The organism is Streptomyces sp. NPDC048751, assembly GCF_043198595.1.
Classification (GTDB): domain Bacteria; phylum Actinomycetota; class Actinomycetes; order Streptomycetales; family Streptomycetaceae; genus Streptomyces.
This window is the reverse complement of the sequence record NZ_JBICUX010000002.1, coordinates 490,978-516,452: the sequence shown is the minus strand read 5'-3', so window position 1 is coordinate 516,452 and position 25,475 is coordinate 490,978. Positions and strand designations below refer to the sequence as shown.

The 25,475-nt window shown below is 71.2% G+C and carries 26 protein-coding genes; 9 read left to right on the top strand and 17 right to left on the bottom strand.

From position 1 onward, the window contains the following. Positions 1 to 199: 199 nt before the first annotated feature. Together ACGFNV_RS09235 and ACGFNV_RS09230 are read right to left on the bottom strand one after the other, a co-directional pair. On the bottom strand, positions 200 to 1,024 hold the full coding sequence (locus tag ACGFNV_RS09235; protein ID WP_393620754.1) for an ABC transporter permease: 825 nt from the start codon (positions 1,022 to 1,024) through the stop codon (positions 200 to 202). Next, positions 1,024 to 1,941, bottom strand: a complete 918-nt coding sequence (locus ACGFNV_RS09230; RefSeq protein WP_393620752.1) for an ATP-binding cassette domain-containing protein — start codon at positions 1,939 to 1,941, stop codon at positions 1,024 to 1,026. Before ACGFNV_RS09230 ends, ACGFNV_RS09235 begins: the two co-directional genes overlap by 1 nt. A gap of 332 nt (positions 1,942 to 2,273) precedes the next feature. Here ACGFNV_RS09230 and ACGFNV_RS09225 point away from each other — a divergent pair, with 332 nt between their 5' ends. Both ACGFNV_RS09225 and ACGFNV_RS09220 read left to right on the top strand, forming a co-directional pair. Beyond that, a complete protein-coding gene (locus ACGFNV_RS09225) occupies positions 2,274 to 3,326 on the top strand; it encodes a sensor histidine kinase (protein WP_393620751.1) in 1,053 nt (350 codons plus the stop codon). Beyond that, a complete protein-coding gene (locus ACGFNV_RS09220; protein ID WP_393620750.1) occupies positions 3,323 to 3,985 on the top strand; it encodes a response regulator in 663 nt (220 codons plus the stop codon). The genes ACGFNV_RS09225 and ACGFNV_RS09220 overlap by 4 nt, the downstream gene beginning before the upstream one ends. 385 nt (positions 3,986 to 4,370) lie before the next feature. Here ACGFNV_RS09220 and ACGFNV_RS09215 read toward each other — a convergent pair whose 3' ends face one another. The 6 genes from ACGFNV_RS09215 to ACGFNV_RS09190 all read right to left on the bottom strand — a co-directional run bounded on the left by ACGFNV_RS09215 (position 4,371) and on the right by ACGFNV_RS09190 (position 9,719). Further along, positions 4,371 to 4,565, bottom strand: a complete 195-nt coding sequence (locus tag ACGFNV_RS09215) for a hypothetical protein (protein ID WP_393620749.1) — start codon at positions 4,563 to 4,565, stop codon at positions 4,371 to 4,373. 49 nt (positions 4,566 to 4,614) lie between these two features. Continuing rightward, positions 4,615 to 5,730, bottom strand: coding sequence for an AI-2E family transporter (locus ACGFNV_RS09210; RefSeq protein ID WP_393620748.1), 1,116 nt, complete (start codon positions 5,728 to 5,730; stop codon positions 4,615 to 4,617). A 71-nt stretch (positions 5,731 to 5,801) separates the two neighbouring features. Continuing rightward, positions 5,802 to 6,473, bottom strand: a complete 672-nt coding sequence (locus tag ACGFNV_RS09205; RefSeq protein WP_393620746.1) for a DUF4389 domain-containing protein — start codon at positions 6,471 to 6,473, stop codon at positions 5,802 to 5,804. Between the two features lie 95 nt (positions 6,474 to 6,568). Continuing rightward, positions 6,569 to 7,693, bottom strand: a complete 1,125-nt coding sequence (locus ACGFNV_RS09200; RefSeq protein WP_393620745.1) for a serine hydrolase domain-containing protein — start codon at positions 7,691 to 7,693, stop codon at positions 6,569 to 6,571. Positions 7,694 to 7,833: 140 nt separating this feature from the next. Continuing rightward, the gene (msrA, locus tag ACGFNV_RS09195; RefSeq protein WP_393620744.1) at positions 7,834 to 8,502 is read right to left on the bottom strand and encodes a peptide-methionine (S)-S-oxide reductase MsrA; all 669 of its coding nucleotides are present in this window, start codon (positions 8,500 to 8,502) and stop codon (positions 7,834 to 7,836) included. 98 nt (positions 8,503 to 8,600) lie between these two features. Further along, on the bottom strand, positions 8,601 to 9,719 hold the full coding sequence (locus ACGFNV_RS09190; protein ID WP_393620743.1) for a hypothetical protein: 1,119 nt from the start codon (positions 9,717 to 9,719) through the stop codon (positions 8,601 to 8,603). A 121-nt stretch (positions 9,720 to 9,840) separates the two neighbouring features. On the opposite strand from ACGFNV_RS09190, the gene ACGFNV_RS09185 reads away from it, so the two are divergent. Continuing rightward, on the top strand, positions 9,841 to 10,995 hold the full coding sequence (locus ACGFNV_RS09185; protein WP_393620742.1) for a cystathionine gamma-synthase: 1,155 nt from the start codon (positions 9,841 to 9,843) through the stop codon (positions 10,993 to 10,995). A gap of 27 nt (positions 10,996 to 11,022) precedes the next feature. Here ACGFNV_RS09185 and ACGFNV_RS09180 read toward each other — a convergent pair whose 3' ends face one another. The 3 genes from ACGFNV_RS09180 to ACGFNV_RS09170 form a co-directional block, all read right to left on the bottom strand. After that, on the bottom strand, positions 11,023 to 11,271 hold the full coding sequence (locus ACGFNV_RS09180; RefSeq protein WP_393620741.1) for a hypothetical protein: 249 nt from the start codon (positions 11,269 to 11,271) through the stop codon (positions 11,023 to 11,025). Next, positions 11,268 to 11,768: a sigma factor-like helix-turn-helix DNA-binding protein gene (locus tag ACGFNV_RS09175; protein ID WP_393620740.1), complete on the bottom strand. Its 501-nt coding sequence runs from the start codon at positions 11,766 to 11,768 to the stop codon at positions 11,268 to 11,270. Before ACGFNV_RS09175 ends, ACGFNV_RS09180 begins: the two co-directional genes overlap by 4 nt. Before the next feature lie 142 nt (positions 11,769 to 11,910). Then, complete coding sequence (locus ACGFNV_RS09170) at positions 11,911 to 12,417, bottom strand: MarR family transcriptional regulator (protein ID WP_133927406.1); 507 nt, start codon at positions 12,415 to 12,417, stop codon at positions 11,911 to 11,913. A gap of 161 nt (positions 12,418 to 12,578) precedes the next feature. Here ACGFNV_RS09170 and ilvA point away from each other — a divergent pair, with 161 nt between their 5' ends. The 3 genes from ilvA to ACGFNV_RS09155 all read left to right on the top strand — a co-directional run bounded on the left by ilvA (position 12,579) and on the right by ACGFNV_RS09155 (position 15,786). Beyond that, on the top strand, positions 12,579 to 13,808 hold the full coding sequence (gene ilvA / locus ACGFNV_RS09165; RefSeq protein ID WP_393620738.1) for a threonine ammonia-lyase: 1,230 nt from the start codon (positions 12,579 to 12,581) through the stop codon (positions 13,806 to 13,808). Between the two features lie 161 nt (positions 13,809 to 13,969). After that, complete coding sequence (locus ACGFNV_RS09160) at positions 13,970 to 14,944, top strand: ATP-binding cassette domain-containing protein (protein WP_393620736.1); 975 nt, start codon at positions 13,970 to 13,972, stop codon at positions 14,942 to 14,944. Next, positions 14,941 to 15,786, top strand: coding sequence for an ABC transporter permease (locus ACGFNV_RS09155; RefSeq protein WP_393620734.1), 846 nt, complete (start codon positions 14,941 to 14,943; stop codon positions 15,784 to 15,786). The genes ACGFNV_RS09160 and ACGFNV_RS09155 overlap by 4 nt, the downstream gene beginning before the upstream one ends. A gap of 81 nt (positions 15,787 to 15,867) precedes the next feature. On the opposite strand, the gene greA is transcribed toward ACGFNV_RS09155, so the two are convergent. Together greA and ACGFNV_RS09145 are read right to left on the bottom strand one after the other, a co-directional pair. Continuing rightward, positions 15,868 to 16,368 (bottom strand): transcription elongation factor GreA, encoded by a 501-nt coding sequence (greA, locus tag ACGFNV_RS09150; protein WP_393620732.1) that lies wholly within the window; start codon positions 16,366 to 16,368, stop codon positions 15,868 to 15,870. 170 nt (positions 16,369 to 16,538) lie between these two features. Then, the gene (locus ACGFNV_RS09145; RefSeq protein WP_393620730.1) at positions 16,539 to 16,937 is read right to left on the bottom strand and encodes a DUF4307 domain-containing protein; all 399 of its coding nucleotides are present in this window, start codon (positions 16,935 to 16,937) and stop codon (positions 16,539 to 16,541) included. A 170-nt stretch (positions 16,938 to 17,107) separates the two neighbouring features. On the opposite strand from ACGFNV_RS09145, the gene mca reads away from it, so the two are divergent. After that, positions 17,108 to 17,968: a mycothiol conjugate amidase Mca gene (gene mca, locus ACGFNV_RS09140; RefSeq protein ID WP_393621472.1), complete on the top strand. Its 861-nt coding sequence runs from the start codon at positions 17,108 to 17,110 to the stop codon at positions 17,966 to 17,968. After that, entirely contained in the window at positions 17,961 to 18,230 is a 270-nt protein-coding gene (locus tag ACGFNV_RS09135; protein ID WP_393620729.1) for a hypothetical protein, read from the top strand. The genes mca and ACGFNV_RS09135 overlap by 8 nt, the downstream gene beginning before the upstream one ends. 91 nt (positions 18,231 to 18,321) lie before the next feature. Here ACGFNV_RS09135 and ACGFNV_RS09130 read toward each other — a convergent pair whose 3' ends face one another. Then, on the bottom strand, positions 18,322 to 21,516 hold the full coding sequence (locus tag ACGFNV_RS09130) for a tetratricopeptide repeat protein (RefSeq protein ID WP_393620727.1): 3,195 nt from the start codon (positions 21,514 to 21,516) through the stop codon (positions 18,322 to 18,324). A 113-nt stretch (positions 21,517 to 21,629) separates the two neighbouring features. Between ACGFNV_RS09130 and ACGFNV_RS09125 the strand changes: the two genes are divergently transcribed. Then, positions 21,630 to 23,663: a thioredoxin domain-containing protein gene (locus ACGFNV_RS09125; protein WP_393620725.1), complete on the top strand. Its 2,034-nt coding sequence runs from the start codon at positions 21,630 to 21,632 to the stop codon at positions 23,661 to 23,663. A 33-nt stretch (positions 23,664 to 23,696) separates the two neighbouring features. Here ACGFNV_RS09125 and ACGFNV_RS09120 read toward each other — a convergent pair whose 3' ends face one another. From ACGFNV_RS09120 to ACGFNV_RS09110, 3 genes are read right to left on the bottom strand one after another with little or no spacing between them, the layout of a single operon-like run. Then, positions 23,697 to 24,017 (bottom strand): hypothetical protein, encoded by a 321-nt coding sequence (locus tag ACGFNV_RS09120; RefSeq protein ID WP_393620724.1) that lies wholly within the window; start codon positions 24,015 to 24,017, stop codon positions 23,697 to 23,699. Positions 24,018 to 24,064: 47 nt separating this feature from the next. Next, positions 24,065 to 24,796 carry a Mut7-C RNAse domain-containing protein gene (locus ACGFNV_RS09115; RefSeq protein ID WP_393620722.1) on the bottom strand — a complete coding sequence of 244 codons (732 nt, stop codon included), beginning with the start codon at positions 24,794 to 24,796 and terminating at the stop codon, positions 24,065 to 24,067. Between the two features lie 33 nt (positions 24,797 to 24,829). Continuing rightward, positions 24,830 to 25,474 carry a TetR/AcrR family transcriptional regulator gene (locus ACGFNV_RS09110; RefSeq protein ID WP_393620720.1) on the bottom strand — a complete coding sequence of 215 codons (645 nt, stop codon included), beginning with the start codon at positions 25,472 to 25,474 and terminating at the stop codon, positions 24,830 to 24,832. Between the last annotated feature and the right edge of the window lies 1 nt (position 25,475).

Here is a 25,475-nt window from a genome sequence, read left to right as displayed (position 1 = left end):
GTACGAGCTGGAGGCGGCGGGTGTGGTACTTCGCCGCGGTCTTCCCGGTGCCGGTGCGGCACGCCGACCCGGCCGGGACGTCACAGGTCGAACAAAACGGACACCGTCCGGGGGTGTGGCAGCGGCTTCTCATTTGGCCATCTATGAGAGCCCGTCAAGGCTGCGACGAGCTACCGGGACCTCGCCCCTGGGGGCACACTCACACGTCGCGGCGCCTCACGACGAGAACGGCGAGTGCAACCGTGATCAGCGGCCAGAGTGTGTACACGAGCCAGGAGCCGGGGACCGTGGCGGTGTAGGCCAGGGATCCGGGGTCCGGCTCCCAGGGTTCGACCAGGCGATTCCAGGCGGCCGACACCAGTGTGTGTTTGATGTCCGCCGACCAGCGGTTGGTCTCCGAGAACATGGGGGGCAGCATCAGCAGGGTGAAGACGCTGGTGACCATGGTCCCGGCGGCATGCCGGAGCAGAACGCCGAGGCCCAGACCGACCAGGGCGCAGACCGGAGCCAGCAGTGCGGAGGCCACCAGTGCCCGGAACACCCCGGGGTGGGTCATCGGAACGCCGGCGTGATGCCTGTCCAGGATGGCCTGGGAGATCAGGAAGGAACCGGTGGAGGCGGCCGTGCCGACCACGGTCCACAGTGCGGCGGTGACGGTCGCCTTGGCCAGCACGACCGAGCCGCGGGCCGGGACGGCCACGGTGGTGGTGCGGATCAGCCCGCTGTTGTACTCGCTCACGACGGTGAGGGCGCCCATGCTGCTGGCGACGAGCGTCAGCGTCCAGTAGCCGGCCGCCGGGTATGCGTCGAAGGGCAGGAACTCAGCGGGGCCGGAGTCCGCGGCCTTGTCCGCCAGCGTGGCCAAGGCGGCGGACCCGAGGACGAACAGGAGGGTGAGGCCGATCGTCCACGGGGTGGAGCGCAGGGACCGCGTCTTGATCCACTCGGAGGCGAGCAGGTCGCGGAAGCGGGCGGGCGGCGCGGCGGCGGGGGCGGTCCGGGGGACGGAGGCGATTGTGGTCATCAGGGCTGTCCTGCCAGGTATTCGGTGCTGTCGGCGGTGAGTTCCATGAAGGCGGCCTCCAGTGAGGCGGTACGGGTGGTCAGCTGGTCCAGCCGGATGCGGTTCTCGAAGGCGAGCGCGCCGATCCGAGCCGCCGAGAGCCCGGTCACGGAGAGCTTCTCGGTACCCGCCGAGCCCTCCGGCTCGACCGAGGCGCCCGCCTTGGTGAGCACCGCTGCCAGCTCGGTGGCCTGCGGTGTCCCCACCACAACGCTGCTACGGGTGCTGCGGGCCGCGAAGTCCCGTAGCGACTCGGCGGCTATGAGGCGGCCCCGGCCGATGACGACCAGCTGGTCGGCGGTGTTCTCCATCTCCGACATCAGGTGGCTGGAGAGGAAGACCGTGCGTCCCTCGGCGGCCAGGCGCCGGAAGAGCCGGCGTACCCAGAGCACGCCCTCCGGGTCCATGCCGTTGACCGGCTCGTCGAACATGAGCACGGGCGGGTCGCCGAGCAAGGCGGTGGCGATGCCGAGGCGCTGCTTCATGCCGAGGGAGAATCCGCCGATGCGGTGGTTCGCCACCTCGGCCAGCCCCACTTCCTGAAGCACCTCTTCCACCCTGCGCCGTGGGATGCCGTTGCTGCGGGCCAGAGCGGACAGGTGGGCGGCGGCACTGCGTCCGCCGTGGATCTGTCCGGCGTCGAGGAGGGCGCCGACGTGTCGCAGTCCGCGCGGGTGGCGGCGGAAAGGAACGCCGCTGACGGTGGCGCCGCCGGTGGTGGGCGCCTCCAGGCCGAGGATCATCCGCAGGGTGGTGGACTTGCCGGCGCCGTTGGGGCCGAGGAATCCGGTGACCTGGCCCGGCAACACGGTGAAGGACAGATGGTCGACGGCCGTCTTTCTGCCGTAGCGCTTGGAGAGTTCGCTGACTTCGATCACGGCACCCACACTGCCGGGAGGAGCCCCGTCCGGGCATGGGGCCGTGGGCGGCAATCGTGCGGCCGGATTGAACCGTGGGCGTACGTCCCCGGGCTGATGCCGCGCTGTTGGTGGTCGGGTTAGTGTCGCGGCGTGAACCCCATGACGACCATTCCGTTGCCTGCGTGCGTCGCGCACCTCGGCTTTGTTCCCGGGAGGGGGCGCCGCCGATGACGGGAACCAAGGCCGTGGCCTGGGCGGGGGGTGCCTCCTACCTCCTCGTGGTGGGTCTGCTGGTGGGGGCCGCACCGCGGGCGTCGGGCACGGTCCACGGTGTCGGGGCGCTGCTGGCCGTGAGCCTGCTCGTCGGTGTGGTGCGCCGGATGCCGCTGCTGGCTCTGGCAATGGCACTCTTCGGATCCACGGCTGTGGTGGTGGGCCCTCCGAGTTCCGCCCATGAGAGCCGGGCGGCGTCATATCAGGGCCAGTTCCTGTCGTATCTGGCGGTGGACCTCGTGCTGGGCTTCATCGTCGCCACTTGCACACGGCGCGCTTCGACTGTTGCTGTGGCCGTGTCTTTCACGGTGCAACTCCTGGTGATCGGCGGCTTCGCGCACGGGGACAGTCTGGCCGTCAACGGGGTTGTCGCCCTTCCGGCGTTGGCCGCATCCTGCATGGCCGGTCTGCTGAGCCGCGAGCGTCGAGAGCACGGGGTGGCGCTGCGGGCGCAGGAGGTGGCCGAGGCAGTGACTGCCGAACGGCTGCTGATCGCAAGGGAGTTGCATGACATGGTCGCTCACAGCATCGGCATCATCGCGATCCAGGCCGGTATGGGCAGCCGGGTCATCCACACCCAGCCGGCCGAGGCGCGCGATGCCCTGCGCGCCATCGAGGCCACCAGCAGAGAGACCCTGTCGGGCCTTCGGCGCACGCTGGTGTCGCTCCGTCAGGCCGACCGGGGCACGACCGCCTCGGAGCAGTCACCGCTCGCACCCACGCCGGGGCTGGCGGACATCGAACGGTTGGCGGCAGCGACCGCGGGCGCAGGGGTACGCGTCGACGTGCGCTGCACCGGGGAGCAGCGTCCCGTGCCGGCCGACATCGACCTGTCCGCCTACCGCATCGTGCAGGAGGCGCTGACCAACGTGGTCCGACACGCGGGCACCGAGCGTTGCCGGGTGATCATCGACTACAGAGGCGAGGAGCTGTCCGTGGAGGTCGTCGACAACGGGCGCGGCGTCACCGAGGACGGCTCGGCCCACGGCTTCGGCCTCATCGGGATGCGGGAACGAGTCGGTCTGCTGGACGGTCACCTCAGCGCCGGGCCGCGCGCTGAGGGCGGCTTCCGGGTGGCGGCCCGGCTGCCGCTGCCCGCGTCCGTCGAAGTTCCGGTGGAGGCCCGATGACCGTCCGTGTGGTGCTCGCCGACGACCAGCCGTTGGTTCGGTCCGGTCTACGCGTGATCATGGCCGATTGCCCCGATATGGAGGTCGTCGGTGAAGCCGCCACTGGCGCTGAGGCCGTCCAACTGGTCAGGGATGTCAGCCCCGACGTCGTGGTCATGGACATCCGGATGCCCGGCATGGATGGGATCGAGGCCACCCGCCTGATCACCGCCGGTTCGGCAACCACACGCGTCCTCGTCCTGACCACCTTCGACGAGGACGACCATGTCTACGGCGCGCTCCGGGCCGGCGCGAGCGGCTTCGTGGTAAAAGACATGGCGCTGGACGACATCCTCGCGGCGATCCGCGTGGTCGCCTCTGGTGACGCGCTGATCGCGCCGGGTGTGACGCGCCGTCTGATCGCGGACTTCATCAGGCGGCCCGCAGCTGTCCCGGAGCGCTCCCCAGGGCCGGTCGAGGGCATCACCGAGCGGGAACGGGAAGTACTGACCTTGATCGGACGCGGCAGGTCGAACACCGAGATCGCCGAGGACCTCTTCATCACGGTGGCCACCGCCAAGTCACACGTTTCACGGCTGCTCACCAAACTGGGCGCCCGGGACCGGGTCCAGCTCGTCATCACCGCCTATGAGACGGGGCTCGTCACCCTGCCTCGCTGATGGCGTCCCCGGCCCCCATGGTGAAGCCGGAAGTGCCCCCCGTCGCTCATGTCTCGTGTACGAGCCGCCGAAGGACCGATACCACGCCATTCCACTGCGGCAGTACACAGGACTGACCGGTCACGGGCTGGCTCAGTCCTCTCCATCGTCGTCATCGTCGAGGTTGACGGCACCCGGGTCGCGCAACGGCCGCAGGACACCGGCGGCCGGGGCCGAGGCCGTGAAGCTGTAGCGGCCAAGGCAATTCAGGTTCCGGTGCTTGAGCGGGGACAGCCGGGCGACATCCTCGTCCCGACTGGCATGCAGCGGACGTAACCACCCGCCGCCAACCATCGCGGATCTTTCACCGAACACCCGTCGCAAGCGGTCGGCCTGTGCTAAACGATCAGCCCTCACCGTTCATGATCAATCTCACCGATACTGGCTGTTCCACTGGTCCCCATGGCCGGATCGGTACGACCACCGCCGATACGGCGAGGACCCACGAGTACGCGGACAGGGCCCACGGCGTGGCCACCCAGGCGACGAGTTCCGAGGCGAAGCGCAGGGCGGATGCGATGCGGTCGTCCGGTCTTTCCATGCTCCCCCCAGGTTCTGCCGGCCTCCCTACGAGAACGGCCTGCCAGGCGTCATGAGCCACCCGTCGCCGGGTCCGTAGCGGTGGAGGGCTCCAACTCCCCAGGCGGGTCGGTCAGTTGTTCACGTACGTAGTTCCAGACTACGGCGATCAACGCCGCGACCGGTACCGCGAGCAGGCTGCCCACGATGCCGGCCAGGCTGCCGCCCAGCGTCACCGCCAGCAGGACCACCGCCGCGTGGAGGCCGAGACCCCGGCTCTGGAGGATGGGCTGGAACACGTTGCCCTCGAGTTGCTGCACGACGACGATGATGGCCAGCACGATCAGCGCGTCGGTGAGGCCGTTCGAGACCAGCGCGATGAGCACCGCGACGAAACCGGCGAACAGGGCGCCGATGATGGGGACGAACGCGGAGACGAAGGTCAGTACCGCCAGCGGAAGCACCAGCGGCACCCCCACGATCCACAGGCCGAGGCCGATCGCGACGGCGTCGAGCAGCCCGACGGCCGCCTGGGAACGTACGAACGCGCCCAGCGTGTCCCAGCCGCGTGCGGCCACGGTCGGGACGTCGGTGGCGAGGCGGCCGGGCAACTGGCGGGCCAGCCACGGCAGGAACCGCGGTCCGTCCTTGAGGAAGAAGAACATCAGGAACAGCGCCAGGACGGCCGTGATCAAGCCGTTGACCACCGTGCTCACTCCCGTGACGACAGCGGTGACCATGCTGCCGACGCCGTCCTGGGCGCGGGCGACCGCCGTGTCCATGGCCTTGGTGATCTGGTCGTCGCCGATGTTCAACGGCGGCCCCGCGGCCCATTCGCGCAGCTTCTGGATGCCCTCGACCACCCCGTCGGTCAGCTCGCCCGACTGGGACGCCACCGGCACCGCGATCAGCGCCACGACACCGACGGCGAGCAGGAGGAACAGCACGGTGACCGCTGACGCGGCCAGGGCGGGCGGCCAGCCGCGACGGCGTAGGAAACGGGCCGCGGGCCAGGTCAGCGTGGTGAGGAGCAGGCCCACGACGAGCGGCCAGACGACCGACCACATCCGGCCCAGCAGCCACAGCGTTGCCGCGAGCATCACGAGAACCAGCAGGAGGTCCACGGATATACGCGCCGACGTACGCAGCGCGGCTCTGGCTCTCGTGGCACTCAACGGGGCAGACATGGGGGTCACCCTATTGGTACGCAAGTCGTACCGGTCCGCCGCGCGGGGTGGTTCGGGCTGGGGTGCCGGTGCTACGGGTTCTTCGTCAGCGGGGTGGACTCCGGGGAGGGCCGACCGCCCATGTCGAGACGGAACGGCGGGTACTGGTCCGTCAGCAGCGCGGCGTAGGCGGCCACCCGCGCGACCCAGCGTGCCAGACCGATCAGGAAGTCGAACAGGTACATCGGATAGTGGGCGGTGAACGCCAGGATGATCACTGCGACGAGAGAGAGGAAGGGAATCAGGCCGCCGGCCCAGCGATCGCTCTCTCCTCCCCACCCCCAGTTGCCGAGGAAGATCCCGACGACGACGTACTGCGGAATCACCAGCAGCCACCACTTCACCAGGACGAGCCCGCGGGAGAGCCGCTCGGGATAGGCCACGTCGAAACGCGCCGGGTAGTCCGGCACGTCCGCGAGGGTGAACGGCGGGTACTGGTCGGTGCCGAGGGCGGTGTGGGCGTAATAACCGACCCGCCAGTTCCACCTCAGTACACCGACACTGAAGTCGAAGAGCGAGCGGGGATACCGGCCGGTGAAGAGGATGGCGAAGAACGCGATCACGGTCACGACGACGAACGCGATCCACAGGAAGAACAGCACGATGTAGTGCGGGATCGCGAGCAGCCACTTCACCAGCCACATCCACCGGGACAGCCGGGGATCCACCGATGCCTCGAGCCGTACAGCTGACGCACTGATCATGAATGCAGGCTGACACGGTGAGCGGGGGGCCGCGACTCGAGCGCGTCATCCGGTCGCGGCCCCGCGCCGCACGCACCTCACGCGCTGCGTGCACGTCATGCCTGGAGCGCTTTGACCCCGTCGTAGGCGGCCATCAGGAGCTCTATGCCGCGACTGTCCTGGGCGGGTTCGCGCATTTGGTTCGTCACGTACGCCACCGTCACCCGCGACTCGGGTTCGATCATGACCGTCGAGCCACCCCAACCGCCCCAGCCGTAGGTGCCGCCGAACCGGCCGTAGCCCAGGCCCCAGCTGATCGGCATGCCCAGGACGCGGTCCTCGCCGCTGAACTGCTCCTCCCACGCACGCTCACAACCCGCCCGCGACAGCAGCCGTACGCCGCCCACGGATCCGCCGCAGGCCATCACCGACTGCACGAGGGCGACCGAACGGGCGTTGCCGAACCCGCTCGCCGCGGGGATCTGGGCCCGGCGCCAGGCCAGGCTGTTGCCGTCGCGGACGCGGATGCTGGTGGGGGTGGTGGGCGAGGCCGGTGAGGCGGGGGCCGTCTCGCTGCCGGCCGCGCCCGCGGTGTAGTCCTCGTCCCGGGACGGGGGCGGGACCGCCGGTGCCACCCGGTGGTCGTGTTCGGCCGACAGCCCGATGTGGAAGTCCGCGCCCAGCGGTCCGGCCACCTCGTCGGCGAAGAACGCGCCCACGCTCCGACCCGTGATCCGGCGTACGACCTCGCCCACCAGGAATCCCTGGGTGAGCGAGTGGTACCCGGCCGCGGTGCCCGGCTCCCACTGGGGCGCCTGAGCGGCCAGCCGCGCCGTGGCGGACGGCCAGTCGTAGATCTCGTCCACCGGCCCCTCCCAGTCGGGCAGCCCGGCGGTGTGCGAGAGCAGGTGCCGCACCAGCACGCCCTCCTTGCCCGCCGCCGCGAACTCCGGCCAGTACCGGGCGACCGGCGCGGCCGGATCGAGCTCGCCCCGATCGGCCAGCACCAGCGCGCACAGCGCCGTCATCGTCTTCGTGACGGACCAGACGTTGACGATCGTGTCCCGCTGCCACGGCACCGTGCGCCCCGCGTCGGCGAACCCACCCCACACGTCCACGACCGGTTCCCCACCCACGAACACCGCCACCGAGCCGCCCACGTCCCCCTCGTCCAGGAACGCGGACAGCGCGTTGGGCACCGCGGCGAACAAACCGTCGTACGAGCCCTGAATGTCAGCCATGCCCTCATCCAGCCCCTCCGAACGACGAGAGGCAACCGAATTTCCGGCTTCTGGATCAAGGCCTGGCGCCTGTACCCGCGAGCCTGCCCCGCGGCGGCTCCCGAGAGGACCTGCGGGAACCGGCCGCCGACGGCCTCGGGTCAGCCCTCTGTCTTCGCCACGCCGATCGGGCAGGACACGCCCGTGCCGCCGATGCCGCAGTAGCCCGCCGGGTTCTTGTCGAGGTACTGCTGGTGGTAGGCCTCGGCCGGGTAGAAGGTGCGGCCGTCGGCGGGGAGGATCTCGGTGGTGATGGTGCCGTGGCCCGAGGAGGTGAGGACCTGCTGGTAGGCCGTGCGGGAGGACTCGGCGGTGGCTGCCTGGGCGGGGGAGTGGGTGTAGATCGCGGAGCGGTACTGGGTGCCCACGTCGTTGCCCTGGCGGAAGCCCTGCGTGGGGTCGTGGTTCTCCCAGAAGGTCTTCAGCAGGCGCTCGTACGAGATCAGCTTCGGGTCGTAGACCACGCGGACGGCCTCCGTGTGGCCGGTCAGGCCGGAACAGACCTCCTCGTACGTGGGGTGCTCGGTGTAGCCGCCCTGGTAGCCGACCAGGGTCGTCCACACGCCCGCCGGGAGCTGCCAGAACTTGCGCTCGGCGCCCCAGAAACAGCCCAGGCCGAAGTCTGCCACCTCCAGGCCCTCGGGGTAGGGGCCGAGGAGGGGGTTGCCCAGGACCGTGTGGCGGTCGGGGACCGAGAACACCGGCTCGGGGCGACCACGCAGAGCCTGGTCGGGCGTGGGCAGCTGGGGGGTACGGCTGTGCAGAAACATGCGGTCTCCACTTCGATCGAGGCTCCGGATGCGTCAACGTCCGGAGACGTCCGCGCATTCCGGCCCGCTGGCCCGGGAGACCGCCGCTCCCCGGACGGTCAGTGCGGCAGCGTCGCCGGGCTGCCGCCGTTCGCCTCGAAACCCGCCACCGCCAGCGCGCGGTAGACGGCGAACTCCGCGGCCGGGTCGGTGGACAGGGTCCACGGCAGGGCGCCCACGTGGCCGTCGACGTGTATCAGCTGGTTCATGGCCTCCGACCAGCGCTCGGCACGGACCAGGAAGAACACCAGCAGATGCCGTACGTGCGCCAGCATCGGGTCGTCCGAACGCGCCGAGTGCGCCGCGTGCAGCGCGCCGTGGATCGCCTTGGACACGACCTCGCTCCGGTAGAAGCCGGAGACCAGGTTCACCTCGGGAAGGTGCTCGAAGACCGCGAACAACGGCATCGCCGCCAGCAGGGAGCCGTGCGGAGCCCGCGCCGCCGCGGCCTCCGCGAAGGAGTACGCCAGCTCGCGCGAGCCGTGCCACTTCTCGCACCAGTAGTGCAGCGCCGCCAGGTGCGCGCCCATGTGCGCCGGCGCGCGGTCCAGGATCTTCAGCCAGAGCTGCTCGAACTCCGACTGCGAGTACGCCAGCCCCCGGGCCACCGACAGCTCGACGATGTACGGGATCGGATCCCCGGGGGACAGCAGAGCAGCCTGCCCGCAGGCGTCCCGCGCCTCCTCCATGATGATCCGGAACGCGTCGGTGCCCGGCGTCGCCGTGCGCCACGCCTGCTGCACCAGGAACTCGGCGTGCACCGCGGCCCCGCCCGCGTCCTTGGGCGCCTCGGCCCGCCACACCCGCAGCCACTGCCCGCCCGGCGCCTCGCTCACCCCACCGGGCCGCTGCTGCAGCTCCAGCGCGGCGGCACCGGCGAAGGCCTGGACCCGCTGCCAGCGCAGCTCGCCCTCGGTCTCCGTGCCGGCCAGGAGCTGGGCGGCCGCCTTGTAGTCCTGGGTGCGCTGCACCAGGTCCAGGACGTCGAGAAGGTCCTGGTCGGGGCCGGGCATACGGATGTCCAGCTCCTCCTGGCGCACGAACCCGTAGTTCGCCGGGTCCGCCGCGTCCGGGTGTCCCGGCGGGACCTGCTCGATCATGCCGCGCCTGCGCCTCATGACCGGCAGCAGCACGAAACCGATCATGACCAGGGCCATCAGGACCCACAGAATCTCCATGTCCCAAGGGTTCCAGACGCCCCGGACAATTGGCCAACCTGATCGGCGGCCTGTGGAAAACCGGCTGTGGAAAACGCGCGGAGAAGTCGCACGGGGCAAAGGCGCACTACCCTCGGTGCCCATGAGCGACAGGCACATCAGTCAGCACTTCGAGACCCTCGCGATCCACGCCGGCAACACCGCGGATCCCCTCACCGGCGCGGTCGTCCCGCCGATCTACCAGGTCTCGACCTACAAGCAGGACGGCGTCGGCGGCCTGCGCGGCGGCTACGAGTACAGCCGCAGCGCCAACCCGACCAGGACCGCCCTGGAAGAGAACCTCGCCGCCCTCGAGGGCGGTCGCCGCGGCCTCGCGTTCGCGTCCGGACTGGCGGCCGAGGACTGCCTGCTGCGCACGCTGCTCAGCCCCGGTGACCACGTGGTCATCCCCAACGACGCCTACGGCGGCACGTTCCGCCTCTTCGCGAAGGTCGTCGCCCGCTGGGGCGTGGAGTGGTCGGTCGCCGACACCAGCGACCCCGCCGCCGTCCGGGCCGCCATCACGCCGAAGACCAAGGTCGTATGGGTGGAGACCCCCTCCAACCCGCTGCTCGGCATCACCGACATCGCCGCCGTCGCCCAGATCGCCCGGGACGCGGGCGCCAAGCTGGTCGTCGACAACACCTTCGCCACGCCGTACCTGCAGCAGCCGCTGTCGCTGGGCGCGGACGTCGTGGTGCACTCCCTGACCAAGTACATGGGCGGCCACTCCGACGTCGTCGGCGGCGCGCTGGTCGTCGGCGACCAGGAGCTGGGTGAGGAGCTGGCGTTCCACCAGAACGCGATGGGCGCGGTCGCCGGGCCCTTCGACTCCTGGCTGGTGCTGCGCGGCGCCAAGACGCTGTCGGTGCGCATGGACCGGCACAGCGAGAACGCCACCAAGATCGCCGACATGCTCACCCGGCACGCGCGCGTGACGAGCGTCCTGTACCCGGGGCTGCCGGAGCACCCCGGTCACGAGGTCGCCGCCAAGCAGATGAAGGCGTTCGGCGGCATGGTCTCCTTCCGGGTCACCGGGGGCGAGGAGGCGGCCGTCGAGGTCTGCAACCGGGCCAAGATCTTCACGCTGGGCGAGTCCCTGGGCGGCGTGGAGTCGCTGATCGAGCACCCGGGGCGCATGACGCACGCGTCCGTGGCCGGTTCCGCCCTCGAGGTCCCCGCCGACCTCGTACGCCTCTCCGTGGGCATCGAGAACGTGGAAGACCTGCTGGAGGACCTTCAGCAGGCCCTCGGCTGAGTTCCCGAGCCCCTGCTGTCGAGGGGTTCACCAGCCCGTGAGCGGTGGAGTCGTCTCCGACGGCGGCTCCACCCAGGGGCGGGCCGTCAGCGCCCACACCACGAACGCCACCGTCGCCGCGAACAGCAACAGCCACATCAGGCGGCGGGCGAGGACCCTGCGCCGCAGCATCCGCCCGCCGGTGCGCAGAACGTCCGCGTGCAGCTCCGGCGGCACCCGCGCCGGCGTGCGCTCCATGATCCGCCGTACGGCCGTCTCCCGCTCGGCCCGGTTCACGACGGCGCCACCTTCGCCCCCACCGCCGCCGTCGGCTGTCGGGGCGGATACAGCAGTGTGGCCGTCGCCCGGTCGCAGATCGCGTGGACGCGCTCCGTGGGCAGGCCGAGCAGCGCCGCCACCTGCTCCTCGGCGACCCCTTCGTACAGCCGCAGGACCAGGACCAGACGCTCCTGCGGGGCGAGCCGGGCCAGGGTGCCGGCGGCGTGCGGGCGGGCACGGGGGAAGGCGCCGTGCTGGTGCCAGGCGCCGCGTGCGAAGCGGGCGGCCAGATACTGGCGGGCGAGGTCGTAGGGATCCTCGCCGCGCAGCCGGTCCCAGCACGCGTACGTGTGGGCGAGGGCCAGTGTCAGCAGGCGCCGCGCGCGCGGGTTGTCGTCCGGCGTCTCCGCGGTGAGCAGCGTCGCCGTGTGCAGCAGCCGCCCCGCCGCACCGGCGACGAACGCCTCGAACTCCCTGGCCCGGCGGGCGCTCTGGGCCGCCTGCCGTTGTCCCATCACGCCTCCCGCCTGACGACGACCCCGAGGAACCCGGTGCTGGCACCCGGGCCATACGTGTCTCATATGAGGTCAGGGTCGGCCCGCCGGTCAAGGGCCGCGCACACGTGGGATGCGCCCGGGATCGGACGGGCGCCCGGGCTCAGGACGCGGACGGCGGCTCCGCCCCCGGCAGCCCCTGGGCCGCCATCCGGGCGGACAGCGCGGTGTTGAAGCGCGTCAACAGCGTGCAGAACGCCTCGCGCTCCTCGGGCGCCCAGTCCTGCGTCAGCTCGGCCATCAGCTGACGCCGGGAGGAGCGCACCTCCTCGAGCCGCGAGAGCCCGCGCGGGGACAGCTGAAGGACCACCGCCCGCCCGTCCTCGGGGTGCGAGGTGCGCTTGACCAGGCCGGTGTCGACGAGAGGGGCCACCTGCCGGGTGACCGTCGAGGAGTCGATGCCCATGCTCGCGGCGAGCGCCTTCACACCCATCGGCCCCTCCTTGTCGAGCCGGTTGAGCAGGAGGTACGCGGCGCGGTCCATGGAGTTGCGCACCTGCCCTACGCCGCCGAGCCGGGTCTGTTCGGCACGGCGCGCGAAGACCGCCACCTCGTGCTGCAGCGTGTCGAGGAGACCGGTGTCACCAAAGGTCGTCATGTCCATCGACATTTCAGGTGTTGTCGGCATGGCCAGGGGCTCACTTCATGAAGAGTGCTGGAGTTGGGGACAGGTTACGCGGCCGGAAGGCAGGCCGTACGGGCGCTGCGCAAACCGGTCTCGGTGGTTGGTCACAACCGCGGCCGGCGCCTGTGAACTGCGATGCTTGAGTCATGAGCCACAGCACCGCTGACTCCTTGCGTCCCGTCACTCTCGACGATGTGCGCGGCGCCCAGAAGATGCTCGCGGGGGTGGCGCGGGTGACCGGGATGGAGGGCAGCAGGCGGCTGTCGCAGCTGGTGGGCGCGCCGGTGCACCTCAAGTGCGAGAACCTCCAGCGGACGGGGTCGTTCAAGCTGCGCGGCGCGTACGTCCGTATCGCCGGACTGCTGCCGGAGGAGCGGGCCGCCGGGGTCGTCGCCGCGAGTGCGGGCAACCACGCGCAGGGCGTCGCCCTCGCGTCCTCGCTGCTGGGCGTGCACTCCACGGTGTTCATGCCGAGGGGCGCCCCGCTGCCGAAGATCAGCGCCACACGGGAGTACGGCGCCGAGGTGCGCCTGCACGGCCAGGTGGTCGACGAGACGCTGGCCGCCGCGCAGGAGTACGCGGCCGAGACGGGCGCGGTGTTCATCCACCCCTTCGACCACGCCGACGTCATCGCGGGCCAGGGCACGGTGGGCCTGGAGATCCTGGAGCAGCGCCCGGAGGTGCGCACGATCGTCGTCGGGATCGGCGGCGGGGGCCTGGCGGCCGGTATCGCGGTGGCGGTGAAGGCGCTGCGCCCCGACGTACGGATCGTCGGCGTGCAGGCGGCCGGTGCGGCCGCGTACCCGCCCTCGCTGGCGGCGGGGCGTCCGCTGGCGATCGAGCACCCGGCGACGATGGCCGACGGCATCAAGGTGGGGCGGCCCGGCGACGTGCCGTTCGGGATCGTCGGGGATCTGGTGGACGAGGTCCGCACGGTGACGGAGGACGAGCTGTCCACCGCGCTGCTGTACTGCATGGAGCGCGCCAAGCTGGTCGTGGAGCCGGCCGGGGCGAGCCCGGTCGCGGCGCTGCTGAGCGACCCCGGCGCCTTCGAGGGGCCGGTCGTGGCGGTGCTGTCCGGCGGCAACGTCGACCCGCTGCTGCTCCAGCGTCTCCTGCGGCACGGCATGTCGGCGCAGGGCCGTTACCTGGCCGTCCGGGTCCGGCTGACCGACCGGCCGGGCGCTCTCGCGGCACTGCTGGGTGTGTTGTCAGTGGTCGACGCTAATGTCCTCGACGTGAGCCATGTCCGGACCCACCCGCGGCTCGGGCTCACGGAGGCGGAGGTCGAGCTGCACCTGGAGACGAAGGGGCCGGCGCACTGCGCCGAGGTCGAGCAGTCCTTGCGCGAGGCGGGCTACACGGTCATCGGCTGAGGTCAGGGGCCTCTTGTCACTCGATCGGGCGTTGGTCGGTCCTGTGCATTGAGAGACGCGATACATCGCGTTATGGTGTGTCGCGAACCAGGCTTTCCAAGCATCCCGCTCACCGCAGAAATCACCGATGAGAAGAAATCCCCGATGACGTGGAGACTCATATGCCAGGCGCCATCGTCGCCGAAGGTCTGGTGAAGACCTTCGGCGACGTAAGGGCTCTGGACGGCGTCGACCTCGATGTCCCCGAGGGCACCGTCCTGGGTCTGCTCGGGCCGAACGGCGCGGGCAAGACCACGGCTGTCCGCTGTCTGACGACCCTGCTGCGACCCGACAGCGGCAGGGCCGTCGTCGCCGGCGTCGACGTGCTCGAGCACCCGAACGAGGTACGGCGCTCGATCGGCCTGTCCGGCCAGTTCGCCGCCGTCGACGAGTATCTGACCGGCCGCGAGAACCTCCAGATGGTCGGACAGCTGTACCAGATGAAGGCGAAGGCGGCCAAGGCCCGGGCCGTCGAACTGCTCGAGCAGTTCGACCTCGCGGACGCCGCCGACCGCCCCACCAAGACCTACTCCGGAGGCATGCGCCGCCGGCTCGACCTGGCGGCGGCGCTGGTCGTCTCCCCGCCCGTGATGTTCATGGACGAGCCGACCACCGGCCTCGACCCGCGCAACCGGCAGATGCTGTGGGAGGTCATCAAGCGACTGGTCTCCGGCGGTACGACCCTGCTGCTGACCACGCAGTACCTCGAAGAGGCCGACCACCTTGCGCACGACATCGCCGTGGTCGACCAGGGCCGTGTCATCGCGCGCGGCACCTCCGACGAACTCAAGGCCCGCACCGGCGGCGAGCGCGTCGAGGTCGTCGTCCACGAGCGCGAGCGCATACAGACGGCTTCGGAGGTCCTGCGCGGCTTCGGCAAGGGGGACACCACCGTCGAGGAGCACACCCGCAAGCTCACCGTGCCCGTCAGCGGCGGGGCCAAGATCCTCGCCGAGGTGATCCGGGAACTGGACGCCCGCGGTATCGAGATCGACGACATCGGGCTGCGCCGCCCGACCCTGGACGACGTGTTCCTGTCCCTGACGGGCCATGTCGCCGAGACGGAGAACGAGAACGGCAAGGAGGCCGTCCGATGAGCGCCGTCACCGACACCGTGCGGGTCGCACCGCCGGCCAACCCGGTCATCCAGTCCGTCCGCGACTCCCTGGTCGTGGCCAAACGCAACCTGATCCGGATGTCCAGAATTCCGGAAATGATCATTTTCGGGCTGATCCAGCCCATCATGTTCGTGGTGCTCTTCTCGTACGTGTTCGGCGGCTCCATGAACATCGGCGGCACCACCGACCCCGGCGTCTACCGCGAGTTCCTCATGGCGGGGATCTTCGCGCAGACCGTCACGTTCGCCACCGCGGGCGCCGGCGCGGGCATCGCCGACGACATGCACAAGGGACTGATCGACCGGTTCCGCTCGCTGCCCATGGCGCGCGGCGCGGTCCTGACCGGGCGCACCCTCGCCGACCTGGTGCAGACGGCGCTGACGCTGCTCGTGCTGGCCGTGGTCGCCCTGCTGGTCGGCTGGCGCACCCACACCAGCCTGGGCGAGGTGCTCGGCGCCTTCGGTCTGCTGCTTCTGCTGGGATACGCCTTCACCTGGGTCGGCGCCCTGATCGGCCTCTCCGTGCGGACGCCGGAGGCGGCCACCTCGGGCGGGCTGGTCTGGCTCTTCCCCGTCACGTTCATCTCGATCGCGTTCGTGGACTCCGGCCGGATGACGCCCTGGCTTCGGCACGTCGCCGACTGGAACCCCTTCAGCGCCACCGTCCAGGCCTGCCGCGAGCTGTTCGGCAACCCCGGGGTCTCGCACTCGGACGCCTGGCCCATGCAGCACCCCGTCTGGGCCTCGCTGATCTACTCGATCCTGATCGTCGTCATATTCCGGACCCTGGCGGTACGCAAGTACCGGTCGGCGGCGGCCTGACGCGCCCGCAGGGCATGACGAAGCCCCCGGCGCCGCAGGGGCGCCGGGGGCCGTCAGGGTCATGCGGGCAACGCGCGGGGCTCAGCCGCTGTACGGCTCCGCCTTGAGGATCCGCACCGAGGCCTTCTTGCCGTTCGGCAGCTCGTACTCCGCGTCCTCGCCGACCTTGTGGCCGATCACGCCGGTGCCCAGCGGGGACTGCGGCGAGTAGGTCTCGATGTCGGAGCTCGCGTACTCGCGCGAGGCGAGCAGGAAGGACAGGGTGTCGTCCTCGTCACCGTCGAAGGCGATCGTGACGACCATGCCGGGCGCCACCGTACCGTCCGTCGAGGTCGGGGCCTCGCCCACCTTGGCGTTCTCGAGGAGCTGGGTCAGCTGGCGCACACGGAGCTCCTGCTTGCCCTGCTCCTCCTTGGCCGCGTGGTACCCGCCGTTCTCGCGCAGGTCGCCCTCCTCGCGCGCGGCCGCGATCTTGGCGGCGATCTCCGTGCGCGCAGGACCAGTAAGGTACTCAAGCTCATCCTTGAGCTTGTTGTACGCCTCCTGGGTCAGCCAGGTGACGGACTCGCTGGTCTGGGTCACAGGTGCTCCTCGTCGGTACTGGGAAATACAAAAGCGTCGCCCTACCCGGAAGCATGTTCCTCCAGGGATGGGCGAAACCACGAGCCTAACAATTCAGCGGGCGAAGGGGGAGGACATAAGCCACCAGAATTACGTCAACGCAGGTCAGCGCCTACGTATTCCGAACGACGTCAGTCGGCGTGGCAGCCGAGCAGCTCGGCGGTCGTCCCCTCGGCCGTGGTACGGAGCGTCACGACCTTGTCGATGCGGGTGTCCGGCCCGGAGAACCGGAAGTCCGCCCGGCCGACCTCCGCGCCGTTCTCGGCCTGCGAACGGATCGTGCAGTAGCCGCTCGCGCCGGCGTCCTTGCGGACCTCCAGATGCACCTCGACCGCGGTGCCGGAGGCCTTGAACGTGATGACCTCGGCGCTGATCTTGTTCTGACCGACGTAGTGGTAGGCGAAATAACCGATCAGGGCGAGCAGGACCGTGCCCAGTACGACCGCGGCGATCTTGAGTCTGTGGTCGGCGCGCTCGTCCGAGGAGCGGCCGTAACGGCCCTCGGGTACGCGCGTGCTCGCCGTGGTCATGATCGTCCCTCTCGGCTGGGGCGGACGCCTGTCCGACGGTGGGCCGCCGGAATCCGGCCCCCGGAATTATTCGCCCCCCGATTCGGTCACTATAGAAGCGCCGATCGCACCCGTTCACACCGGGCGCCGACTTGACTGAGGATTGAGTCTTGACTGACCAGCTGCGACTGATGGCCGTACACGCCCACCCCGACGACGAGTCGAGCAAGGGCGCGGCCACCATGGCGAAGTACGTGTCCGAGGGGGTGGACGTGCTGGTCGTGACCTGCACGGGGGGAGAGCGCGGCTCGATCCTCAACCCCAAGCTCCAGGGGGACAAGTACATCGAGGAGAACATTCACGAGGTACGCAGGAAGGAGATGGACGAGGCGCGCGAGATCCTCGGCGTCGGCCAGGAGTGGCTCGGCTTCGTCGACTCCGGCCTGCCGGAGGGCGACCCGCTCCCGCCGCTTCCCGAGGGCTGCTTCGCCCTGGAGGACGTCGACAAGGCGGCCGGTGAGCTGGTGAAGAAGATCCGCTCCTTCCGTCCCCAGGTGATCACCACCTACGACGAGAACGGCGGCTATCCGCACCCCGACCACATCATGACCCACAAGATCTCGATGGTGGCGTTCGAGGGCGCGGCGGACACCGAGAAGTACCCGGAGGCCGAGTTCGGCCCGGCCTACCAGCCGCGGAAGCTGTACTACAACCAGGGCTTCAACCGGCCCCGCACCGAGGCGCTGCACCACGCGATGCTGGATCGCGGCCTGGAGTCGCCGTACGGGGAGTGGCTCAAGCGGTGGAGTGAGTTCGAGCGCACCGAGCGCACGCTCACCACGCACATCCCGTGCGCGGACTTCTTCGAGATCCGTGACAAGGCGCTGATCGCGCACGCCACACAGATCGACCCCGACGGGGGCTGGTTCCGGGTGCCGATGGAGCTGCAGAAGGAGGTCTGGCCGACGGAGGAGTACGAGCTCGCGAAGTCCCTCGTCGATACCTCCCTCCCCGAGGACGACCTCTTTGCGGGCATCCGCGACAATGCCTGACATGAGTGCAAGCGTGAGCCTGGCAGTGCCGCACCTCGTCTCCCTCGCCAAGGAGGTCGACGAGAACAAGGTCACCCCCGGCGTCCTCGGCTTCATCGTCTTCGCGGCGATGGCGCTGGCGGTGTGGGGCCTGATGAAGTCCATGAACCGGCACATGGGCAAGGTCGACTTCGAGCAGTCACCGGAAGAGGGGGCGGAAGCCTCCGGCAAGGGGAGCAAGTCGGCGCCGGGCACCGGCAAGCCCTCGTCGGCCCAGGGCTGAGGCCGAGCGCGGCGCGGCGGTTCACCGCCGCCCGCCGTGCCCGCCGCGCCCGAGGAGGCTGTCCCGGCCCGCCCCGGCCCGCCCCGGCCCGTCACGGCGTGGCGGCGACCGCCACGCCCATGACCTCGCGCGCATGCCGGTCCGGCACCATGCGCAGTCGCCAGGCCTGCCAACCCGCCTCCAGGCTCACCCCGCGTTCCAGCAACAGCTGGTACGCCTCCACGTAGTCGTCGAGCTTCTCGTCCCGCAGGGGATGTGCCGCGCGGGACAGCTCGGTCAGCTCCTCCTGGGCCACCGCGGTACCGATCTCGACGCCGCCGGGAGCGGCGTAGGGCAGCAGGGTGCAGCGCAGGAAGCGGGCCCAGTCCGCGCCGCGGTCGTCGCCGTACGACGTGAAGAGCGCCGCCGCCTCGTCGCACAGGGCGAGTGCCTGCTGCGTACGGGCGTTGCCCGCGTCGACGACGGCCAGCTCCAGGCAGGTCCACGCCTCGCCGTGGGCGACGCCGATGCGCTGGAAGTCGGCGCGGGCGTCGACCAGGAGCTGCCGGGCGAAGCCCGAGTTGCGCAGGGAGCCCGTCTGGGCGGCGCGCTGGTCCCGGGTGACGCGCGCCGAGTGGTGGCGGGCGCAGGCCAGGCCGTAGACGTCCCGGATGCGGGAGAACATCGTCCGGGAGCGTTCGAGTTCCCTGACCGCGCGGTCCAGGTCGCCCGTCTCCTCCAGGGCCTGCCCCAGGTAGTACGCCGTCCAGGCCTCGCCGCGCGCGTCCTCGTTGTCGCGGTGCCGGGCGGCCGCGCCGCGCAGTCCGTCCACCGCCGGGGACGGGTCGCCGGCGACCAGGCGGGCGCGGGCGAGCTGGGTGAGTGCCCAGGCCTCGCCGCGGGCGTCGCGGGTGCGGCGGTACAGGTCGAGGGCCTGGCGCAGGTCGTTCTCCGCCTCCTCGACGTCACCGCGGCGCAGGTTGAGCTGACCGAGCTGGAAGTGCGCCCAGGCCTCGCCGTGCACCGAACCGCCCTCGCGGTGCAGGACCAGGGAACGGGCGAGGAGGTCCAGGGCCTCGGCCGGCCGGCCCCGGTCCCGCTCCACCGCGGCCAGCGCGTGCATCGTCCAGGCGCGGTCCGTGGCCAGCTCGGGCGCCGCCTGGAGCTCCAGGGCCTCCCGCAGCTTCGCCGCCGCCTCGGTGAGGTTGCCCTGGTGGTGCAGGGTGATCCCGAGCGAGCACAGGGCGCGGGCCGCCCCCGCGTCGTGATGGGCCTGCATGTACAGGTCGACGACCGAGGTCAGCGTGGTGCGGGCCTTGTCCAGCTCACCGAGCTGCCGGGCCGCGATACCGGTGCGCCACTGCACGGAGCGCAGCAGCAGCCCCTGGTCGACGGCCTGGGCCAGTTCGCTGATCTCGCCGAGCCGGTAGAGGTCGCCGCGCAACAGGCAGTAGTCGCACAGGGCGCCGAGCAGGTTCAGCACGGCCGCCTCGTTGACGCCCTCCGCGTGCCGCAGCGCCGCCGTGATGAAGCTCGACTCGTCGTCCAGCCAGCGCAGCGCCTCGTCCAGGGAGGTGAAGCCGTGCGGGCTGAAGCGGTCCGAGCGGGTCGACATGTTGCCGTCGACCAGGCGCAGTACGGAGTCGGCGAGCTCGGCGTAGCTGACGATCAGCCGTTCCTGCGCGGCCGTGCGCTCGGCGGGCTCCTCCTCGTCCAGGAGGCGGGCCCGGGCGAAGGCCCGCACGAGGTCGTGCAGGCGGTAGCGGTCGCCGCGGACGTGGTCGATCAGACCCGCCCGGGCGAGTGCCACGAGGTGCCGGGTGGCCTCCGGCCGGTCCGTGCCGAGCAGGGCCGCCGCCGCGGCCGCGCCCAGCGACGCCCGGCCCGCCAGCGCCAGGCGCCGCAGCAGTCGTCGCGCCGGGTCGGACTGGTCGGTGTAGCGCAGCCACAGGGCACGCTCGACCGGCTCCACCGGGCCGTAGGCGTCCAGGTCGGAGGCGAGGGCGCGCGGGGAGCGCGGGCCGAGGGACGAGCCCGCGACCCGCAGCGCCAGCGGCAGCCCGCCGCACAGCTCGCGGATCCGGTCGGCGGACTCGGCGTCGTACGGGCCCGTGTCGCCCTGCGTGACCGCGCCGAGGAGTTCCTCGGCGCCCGCCGCGTCCAGGGCCTCCACCGGCAGCTCGTGCAGCCAGGCCGCAAGGTCGGCCGGCAGTTCGAGCGGGGCGCGCGCGGTGACCAGGACCAGGCTGTCGGAGCGCTCCGGCACCAGGGCGCGGACCTGCTCGGCGTCGAAGGCGTCGTCGAGGATCACGGTGACTGGCAGACCGGTCAGGTGCTGGTGGTACAGCTCGCTCAGCCGCTTGACCTGCTGCTCGGGGGAGGACCGCTCACGGAACAGCAGCTGCTCGCGTGGCGCGCCGAGGCGATTCAGCAGATGCAGCAGCGCGTCCCGCGTGGACAGCGGCTCCGTGCTGTGCCCGCGCAGGTCGACCACGCACGCGCCGCGGAACTGGTCCCGCAGGTCGTGCGCCGCCCGCACCGCCAGCGTCGTACGGCCGCTGCCGGGAGCCCCGTGCAGTAGGACCACCGTCGGCCGGGTCCGCGTGCTCGCGCGCGCCGCCTGCACCCACTGCCGGATCCGCGCCAGCTCCTGCCGACGACCCGCGAACACCCCCTTCGGCTCGGGGAGTTGCCCGAACGACTGCTCCAGCACCTTCCGGCTGCGGGCCGCCGCGCTCTTGTCCACGCTGCGCAGCCGCGGCCCGGCCTTCGTCGGCCCGGTGGACGCGCTGATCACCCGCTGCTGGTCGAGGAACGGGCGGATACCGCGTACCTCCAGCGCCGTCAGCCACTGCAGTCTCAGCTGTTCCGGGCCGCCGGGCTGGCCGACCGCGCCCGCGCGGTGGTGCGCGGCGGGCAGGTGCGAGCCCGCCACCTTGACGACGGTGGCCGCCGCGCCGACGACCCCGACGGTCACACCCGCGCCCAGCGCGGTGCCCGTGCCGGTGCCCAGGGCCAGGTCGGCCACCGCGGCCGTGACCGCCGCGACCCCCGCGATCAGCAGCGGAGTGCCCCCGCCCTCGCGGGCGTAGCGCCGGCCGAAGCTGATCTGACCGGCCTCCGCCTCGTCGAGGGCGCGCGTGTAGGCCTCGTACTCCTCGGCGGCGGTCTGCGCCATGGTGTCCAGCGCGCCGCGCGCCCGTGACATGAGCACCTGGGCGTCGCCGCGACCGCCCGAGCGGCGCATCTCCTCCTCCACCGCTCGCGCCAACAGCCGCTCGGCGTCCGCCCGATGGCCGTCCCGCATGTCCCGTCCCCCTCCGGCAGCAACAGCTTTCCCGGCCAAGTGTGCTGCCGACGGCCGATTGACGCGAGGGTGCGGGCGGGCCGCGATCGGGGTACTGCGGCAGGATGGACACCATGCCGAACCGACTGGCCCATGAGACGTCCCCGTACCTCCTCCAGCACGCCGACAACCCCGTCGACTGGTGGCCCTGGTCGGCAGAGGCCTTCGAGGAGGCCCGAGAGCGGGGCGTGCCGGTGCTGCTCAGCGTCGGTTATTCGAGCTGCCACTGGTGCCATGTGATGGCGCACGAGTCCTTCGAGGACGACACCACGGCCGCGTACCTCAACGAGCACTTCGTCAACGTCAAGGTCGACCGCGAGGAGCGCCCGGACGTCGACGCCGTGTACATGGAGGCCGTGCAGGCGGCCACCGGGCAGGGCGGCTGGCCCATGACGGTGTTCCTCACGCCGGAGGCCGAGCCCTTCTACTTCGGCACCTACTTCCCGCCCGCGCCCCGGCACGGCATGCCCTCCTTCGCACAGGTCCTGGAGGGTGTCCACCACGCCTGGACCGACCGGCGGGACGAGGTCGCCGAGGTCGCCGGGAAGATCGTCCGTGACCTGGCCCAGCGGGAGATCTCCTACGGCGGCACCCAGGCCCCCGGCGACCAGGAGACGGCGCAGGCGCTGCTCGGGCTGACCCGGGAGTACGACCCGCAGCGCGGCGGGTTCGGCGGGGCGCCGAAGTTCCCGCCGTCCATGGTGATCGAGTTCCTGCTGCGCCACCACGCCCGCACCGGCGCCGAGGGCGCGTTGCAGATGGCGCAGGACACCTGCGAGCGGATGGCGCGCGGCGGGATCTACGACCAGCTCGCCGGCGGCTTCGCGCGCTACTCCGTGGACCGGGACTGGGTGGTGCCGCACTTCGAGAAGATGCTCTACGACAACGCGCTGCTGTGCCGCGTGTACGCCCACCTGTGGCGGTCCACCGGCTCCGATCTGGCGCGCCGCGTCGCGCTGGAGACCGCCGACTTCATGGTGCGGGAACTGCGCACCGCCGAGGGCGGCTTCGCCTCCGCGCTGGACGCCGACAGCGACGACGGCACGGGCAGGCACGTCGAGGGCGCGTACTACGTGTGGACGCCGGCGCAACTCGCCGACGTCCTGGGCCCGGAGGACGCCGAGCTCGCCGCCCGGTACTTCGGTGTCACCGAGGAGGGCACCTTCGAGGAGGGCGCGTCCGTCCTGCAACTCCCGCAGCAGGAGCAGTTCCTCGACGCCGAGAAGGTCGAGTCGATCAAGCGGCGGCTGAGCGAGGCACGGGAGTCCAGGCCCGTGCCCGGCCGGGACGACAAGGTCGTCGCCGCCTGGAACGGGCTGGCGGTGGCCGCGCTCGCCGAGACCGGCGCCTACTTCGACCGCCCCGACCTGGTCGACGCCGCCGTCGCCGCCGCCGACCTGCTCGTCCGCCTGCACCTCGACGACCGGGCCCGCCTGACCCGGACCAGCAAGGACGGTCACGCGGGGGCGAACTCCGGGGTGCTGGAGGACTACGCCGATGTCGCCGAGGGCTTCCTCGCGCTCGCGTCCGTGACCGGCGAGGGCGTCTGGCTGGAGTTCGCCGGGCTCCTCCTCGACCACGTCCTCACCCGGTTCACCGACCCGGAGTCCGGTGCCCTCTACGACACCGCCGCCGACGCCGAGCAGCTGATCCGCCGACCGCAGGACCCGACCGACAACGCGGCCCCGTCCGGCTGGACCGCCGCCGCGGGCGCCCTGCTGGCGTACGCTGCCCAGACCGGTTCGGAGCCGCACCGCACGGCCGCCGAGCGGGCTTTGGGCGTGGTCAAGGCGCTCGGGCCGCGGGTGCCCCGGTTCATCGGCTGGGGTCTCGCCGTCGCCGAGGCGCTCCTCGACGGCCCGCGCGAGGTCGCGGTCGTCGGCCCCGGGCTCGACGACCCCGCCACGAAGACTCTGCACCGTACGGCCCTCCTGGGCACCGCCCCCGGAGCCGTCGTCGCCTACGGCACCCCCGACAGCGACGAGTTCCCGCTCCTCGCCGAGCGTCCGCTCGTCGGCGGCGACCCGGCCGCGTACGTCTGCCGCAACTTCACCTGCGACGCTCCGACGACCGACCCGGAGCGGCTGCGGACGGCGCTGACCGGCTGAGGGGTCCTTGCACTATGAGCGTCCGATCAGGGGTCAGGCGCCGCTGAGGATCATCGCGCCCAGTGTGAGCTGCGCGCCCCACTGCACGAGCACGGCCCCGCCCCGGAGGGCAGTCCACCGGGTCCGGGGCCACGCCAGTGCCGCCACGCCGGCCGCGAGGGACGCGTAGAAGACCCCGTACAGGACGCTGCCCGGGATGGTCGAGCACTGTTCGCCGTAGGTGACGCAGCGGCTGCCGCGCTCGGTGGCGAGCACCGCGAGCCAGGCGAGGCCGACGGTCGGCAGGAGCAGGACGAGTCCGGCCACGGACCAGCCGGTGAGGTGGCGGTCGGCCGAGGGCTGCGCGGTGTTCATGGCTCCATCCCACCGCGCCGGCGGGCACCGGTGATCGGGCCGCGTACTCAACCGCCCTGAGTACTCCTGCTCAACGCCTCCTCCACGATCGCCTCCAGCTGTTCGTGGTGGGCGCCCTTCCAGTACGCGCGGCCGCATTCCTGGCACTGGGCGAAGACGTCGTAGTTGCGCCTGGTGCCGTGTTCGAGCTGGTCGGCGACCTCGTCCTTGGTGGCCTGCCTGAGCAGGCCGTTGCAGGCGGTGCAGCGGGTCCAGGGGCGCAGCTCGGGGGCGAAGCGGTCCAGGACGTCGCGGAGTTGGTCCTCGGGGCGGGTGCTGTAGATGAAGGCGCCGGCCCACAGTTCGCGGCGGCGCAGCAGGCCCCGGTCGCGGCTGAGCATGACCCGCTGTTCGGCGGCGGAGCGGGCGGCGAGGGCCGGGTCGCCGATGTCGGTGGACTCGTAGGCGGTGTCCACGCCGAGCAGGCGCAGGCGGCGGGCGAGGGTGCCGAGGTGGACGTCGAGGAGGAAGCGGAGGGGGGCGCCGGGGACCTGTTGGGGGCGCTCGACGGAGCGGACCTCCACGGTGTCGCCGGCGGCGGGGACGTAGGACCTCGGGACCTGACGGCCGTTGACCCACAGGGCGCCGACCTCGGTCAGGGGGACGCCGGCCGACTCGACGACGTGGCCGAGGGTGGAGACGCCGTCGGTGGTGACGGGGGTGGCGCCCCGGCGGCGGCCGCTCGGGACGAACAGCGCCAGGTCGGGGGCGAACTCGACGTGGATCTCGGGACCGTTCACCCGGTCAGGATGCCATGGCGGGAGGCTGTGGCCTCAGGCGTTTTTCGGGGTGAGGCCGTGCTCCATGACGTTCAGGGCGCGGTCGACGAGGCCGCGGAGGTCGTCCTCGCAGCCGTTCTCGCCCCAGTACATGTTGACCTCCATCAGGCCGCCGATCAGGGACATCGCGCAGACACGCACCTCCAGGCCCTCCGGGTCGAGGCCGGAGCGCTCGGCGATGGCGCCGCGCAGCTGCCGCGCGGTCTGCGAGACGCTCTCGTAGATCCGCGAGCGGACGGCGGGGACCTGGATCGCGAGGTGTGCCCGCATCCGGACCGATTCCGGGTCCTCCGCCATCAGCGCGTCGATGGCCTGGTGCATCACGTGCCGCAGCGAGTCCGTCCATGACTCGTCGGCGGGCCGGGAGCGCAACTCCTCGACCATCAGCGGGTCGTACTCGTCCGAGAGGACGATGTCCTCCTTGGTGGGGAAGTACCGGAAGACGGTCGACGGCGACACCTCGGCCCGCTCGGCGATCTGTTCGATCGTCGTGGCGTCGTACCCCTGTTCGTCGATCAGCGCGTAGGTCGCGGTGCGGATCGCCTCGCGGGTCTTGATCTTCTTGCGCTCACGAAGACCCAGCTGGGGGTGGTCGGCGGGGGAGGAGAAGGGGGAACGTGCGGCCGTCATGGGGTTCATT

Coding starts and splice junctions, on each gene's coding strand:
- ACGFNV_RS09235 (WP_393620754.1), bottom strand. CDS start 1,024: ATGACCACAATCGCCTCCGTCCCCCGGACCGCCCCCGCCGCCGCGCCG.
- ACGFNV_RS09145 (WP_393620730.1), bottom strand. CDS start 16,937: ATGACCACGGCGAGCACGCGCGTACCCGAGGGCCGTTACGGCCGCTCC.
- ACGFNV_RS09160 (WP_393620736.1), top strand. CDS start 13,970: ATGCCAGGCGCCATCGTCGCCGAAGGTCTGGTGAAGACCTTCGGCGAC.
- ACGFNV_RS09155 (WP_393620734.1), top strand. CDS start 14,941: ATGAGCGCCGTCACCGACACCGTGCGGGTCGCACCGCCGGCCAACCCG.
- ACGFNV_RS09200 (WP_393620745.1), bottom strand. CDS start 7,693: ATGGCTGACATTCAGGGCTCGTACGACGGTTTGTTCGCCGCGGTGCCC.
- ACGFNV_RS09185 (WP_393620742.1), top strand. CDS start 9,841: ATGAGCGACAGGCACATCAGTCAGCACTTCGAGACCCTCGCGATCCAC.
- msrA (WP_393620744.1), bottom strand. CDS start 8,502: ATGTTTCTGCACAGCCGTACCCCCCAGCTGCCCACGCCCGACCAGGCT.
- mca (WP_393621472.1), top strand. CDS start 17,108: ATGGCCGTACACGCCCACCCCGACGACGAGTCGAGCAAGGGCGCGGCC.
- ACGFNV_RS09125 (WP_393620725.1), top strand. CDS start 21,630: ATGCCGAACCGACTGGCCCATGAGACGTCCCCGTACCTCCTCCAGCAC.
- ACGFNV_RS09220 (WP_393620750.1), top strand. CDS start 3,323: ATGACCGTCCGTGTGGTGCTCGCCGACGACCAGCCGTTGGTTCGGTCC.
- ACGFNV_RS09130 (WP_393620727.1), bottom strand. CDS start 21,516: ATGCGGGACGGCCATCGGGCGGACGCCGAGCGGCTGTTGGCGCGAGCG.
- ACGFNV_RS09170 (WP_133927406.1), bottom strand. CDS start 12,417: ATGTCGATGGACATGACGACCTTTGGTGACACCGGTCTCCTCGACACG.
- ACGFNV_RS09120 (WP_393620724.1), bottom strand. CDS start 24,017: ATGAACACCGCGCAGCCCTCGGCCGACCGCCACCTCACCGGCTGGTCC.
- ACGFNV_RS09135 (WP_393620729.1), top strand. CDS start 17,961: ATGCCTGACATGAGTGCAAGCGTGAGCCTGGCAGTGCCGCACCTCGTC.
- ilvA (WP_393620738.1), top strand. CDS start 12,579: ATGAGCCACAGCACCGCTGACTCCTTGCGTCCCGTCACTCTCGACGAT.
- ACGFNV_RS09215 (WP_393620749.1), bottom strand. CDS start 4,565: ATGGAAAGACCGGACGACCGCATCGCATCCGCCCTGCGCTTCGCCTCG.
- ACGFNV_RS09205 (WP_393620746.1), bottom strand. CDS start 6,473: ATGATCAGTGCGTCAGCTGTACGGCTCGAGGCATCGGTGGATCCCCGG.
- ACGFNV_RS09190 (WP_393620743.1), bottom strand. CDS start 9,719: ATGGAGATTCTGTGGGTCCTGATGGCCCTGGTCATGATCGGTTTCGTG.
- ACGFNV_RS09210 (WP_393620748.1), bottom strand. CDS start 5,730: ATGTCTGCCCCGTTGAGTGCCACGAGAGCCAGAGCCGCGCTGCGTACG.
- ACGFNV_RS09110 (WP_393620720.1), bottom strand. CDS start 25,474: ATGAACCCCATGACGGCCGCACGTTCCCCCTTCTCCTCCCCCGCCGAC.
- ACGFNV_RS09175 (WP_393620740.1), bottom strand. CDS start 11,768: ATGGGACAACGGCAGGCGGCCCAGAGCGCCCGCCGGGCCAGGGAGTTC.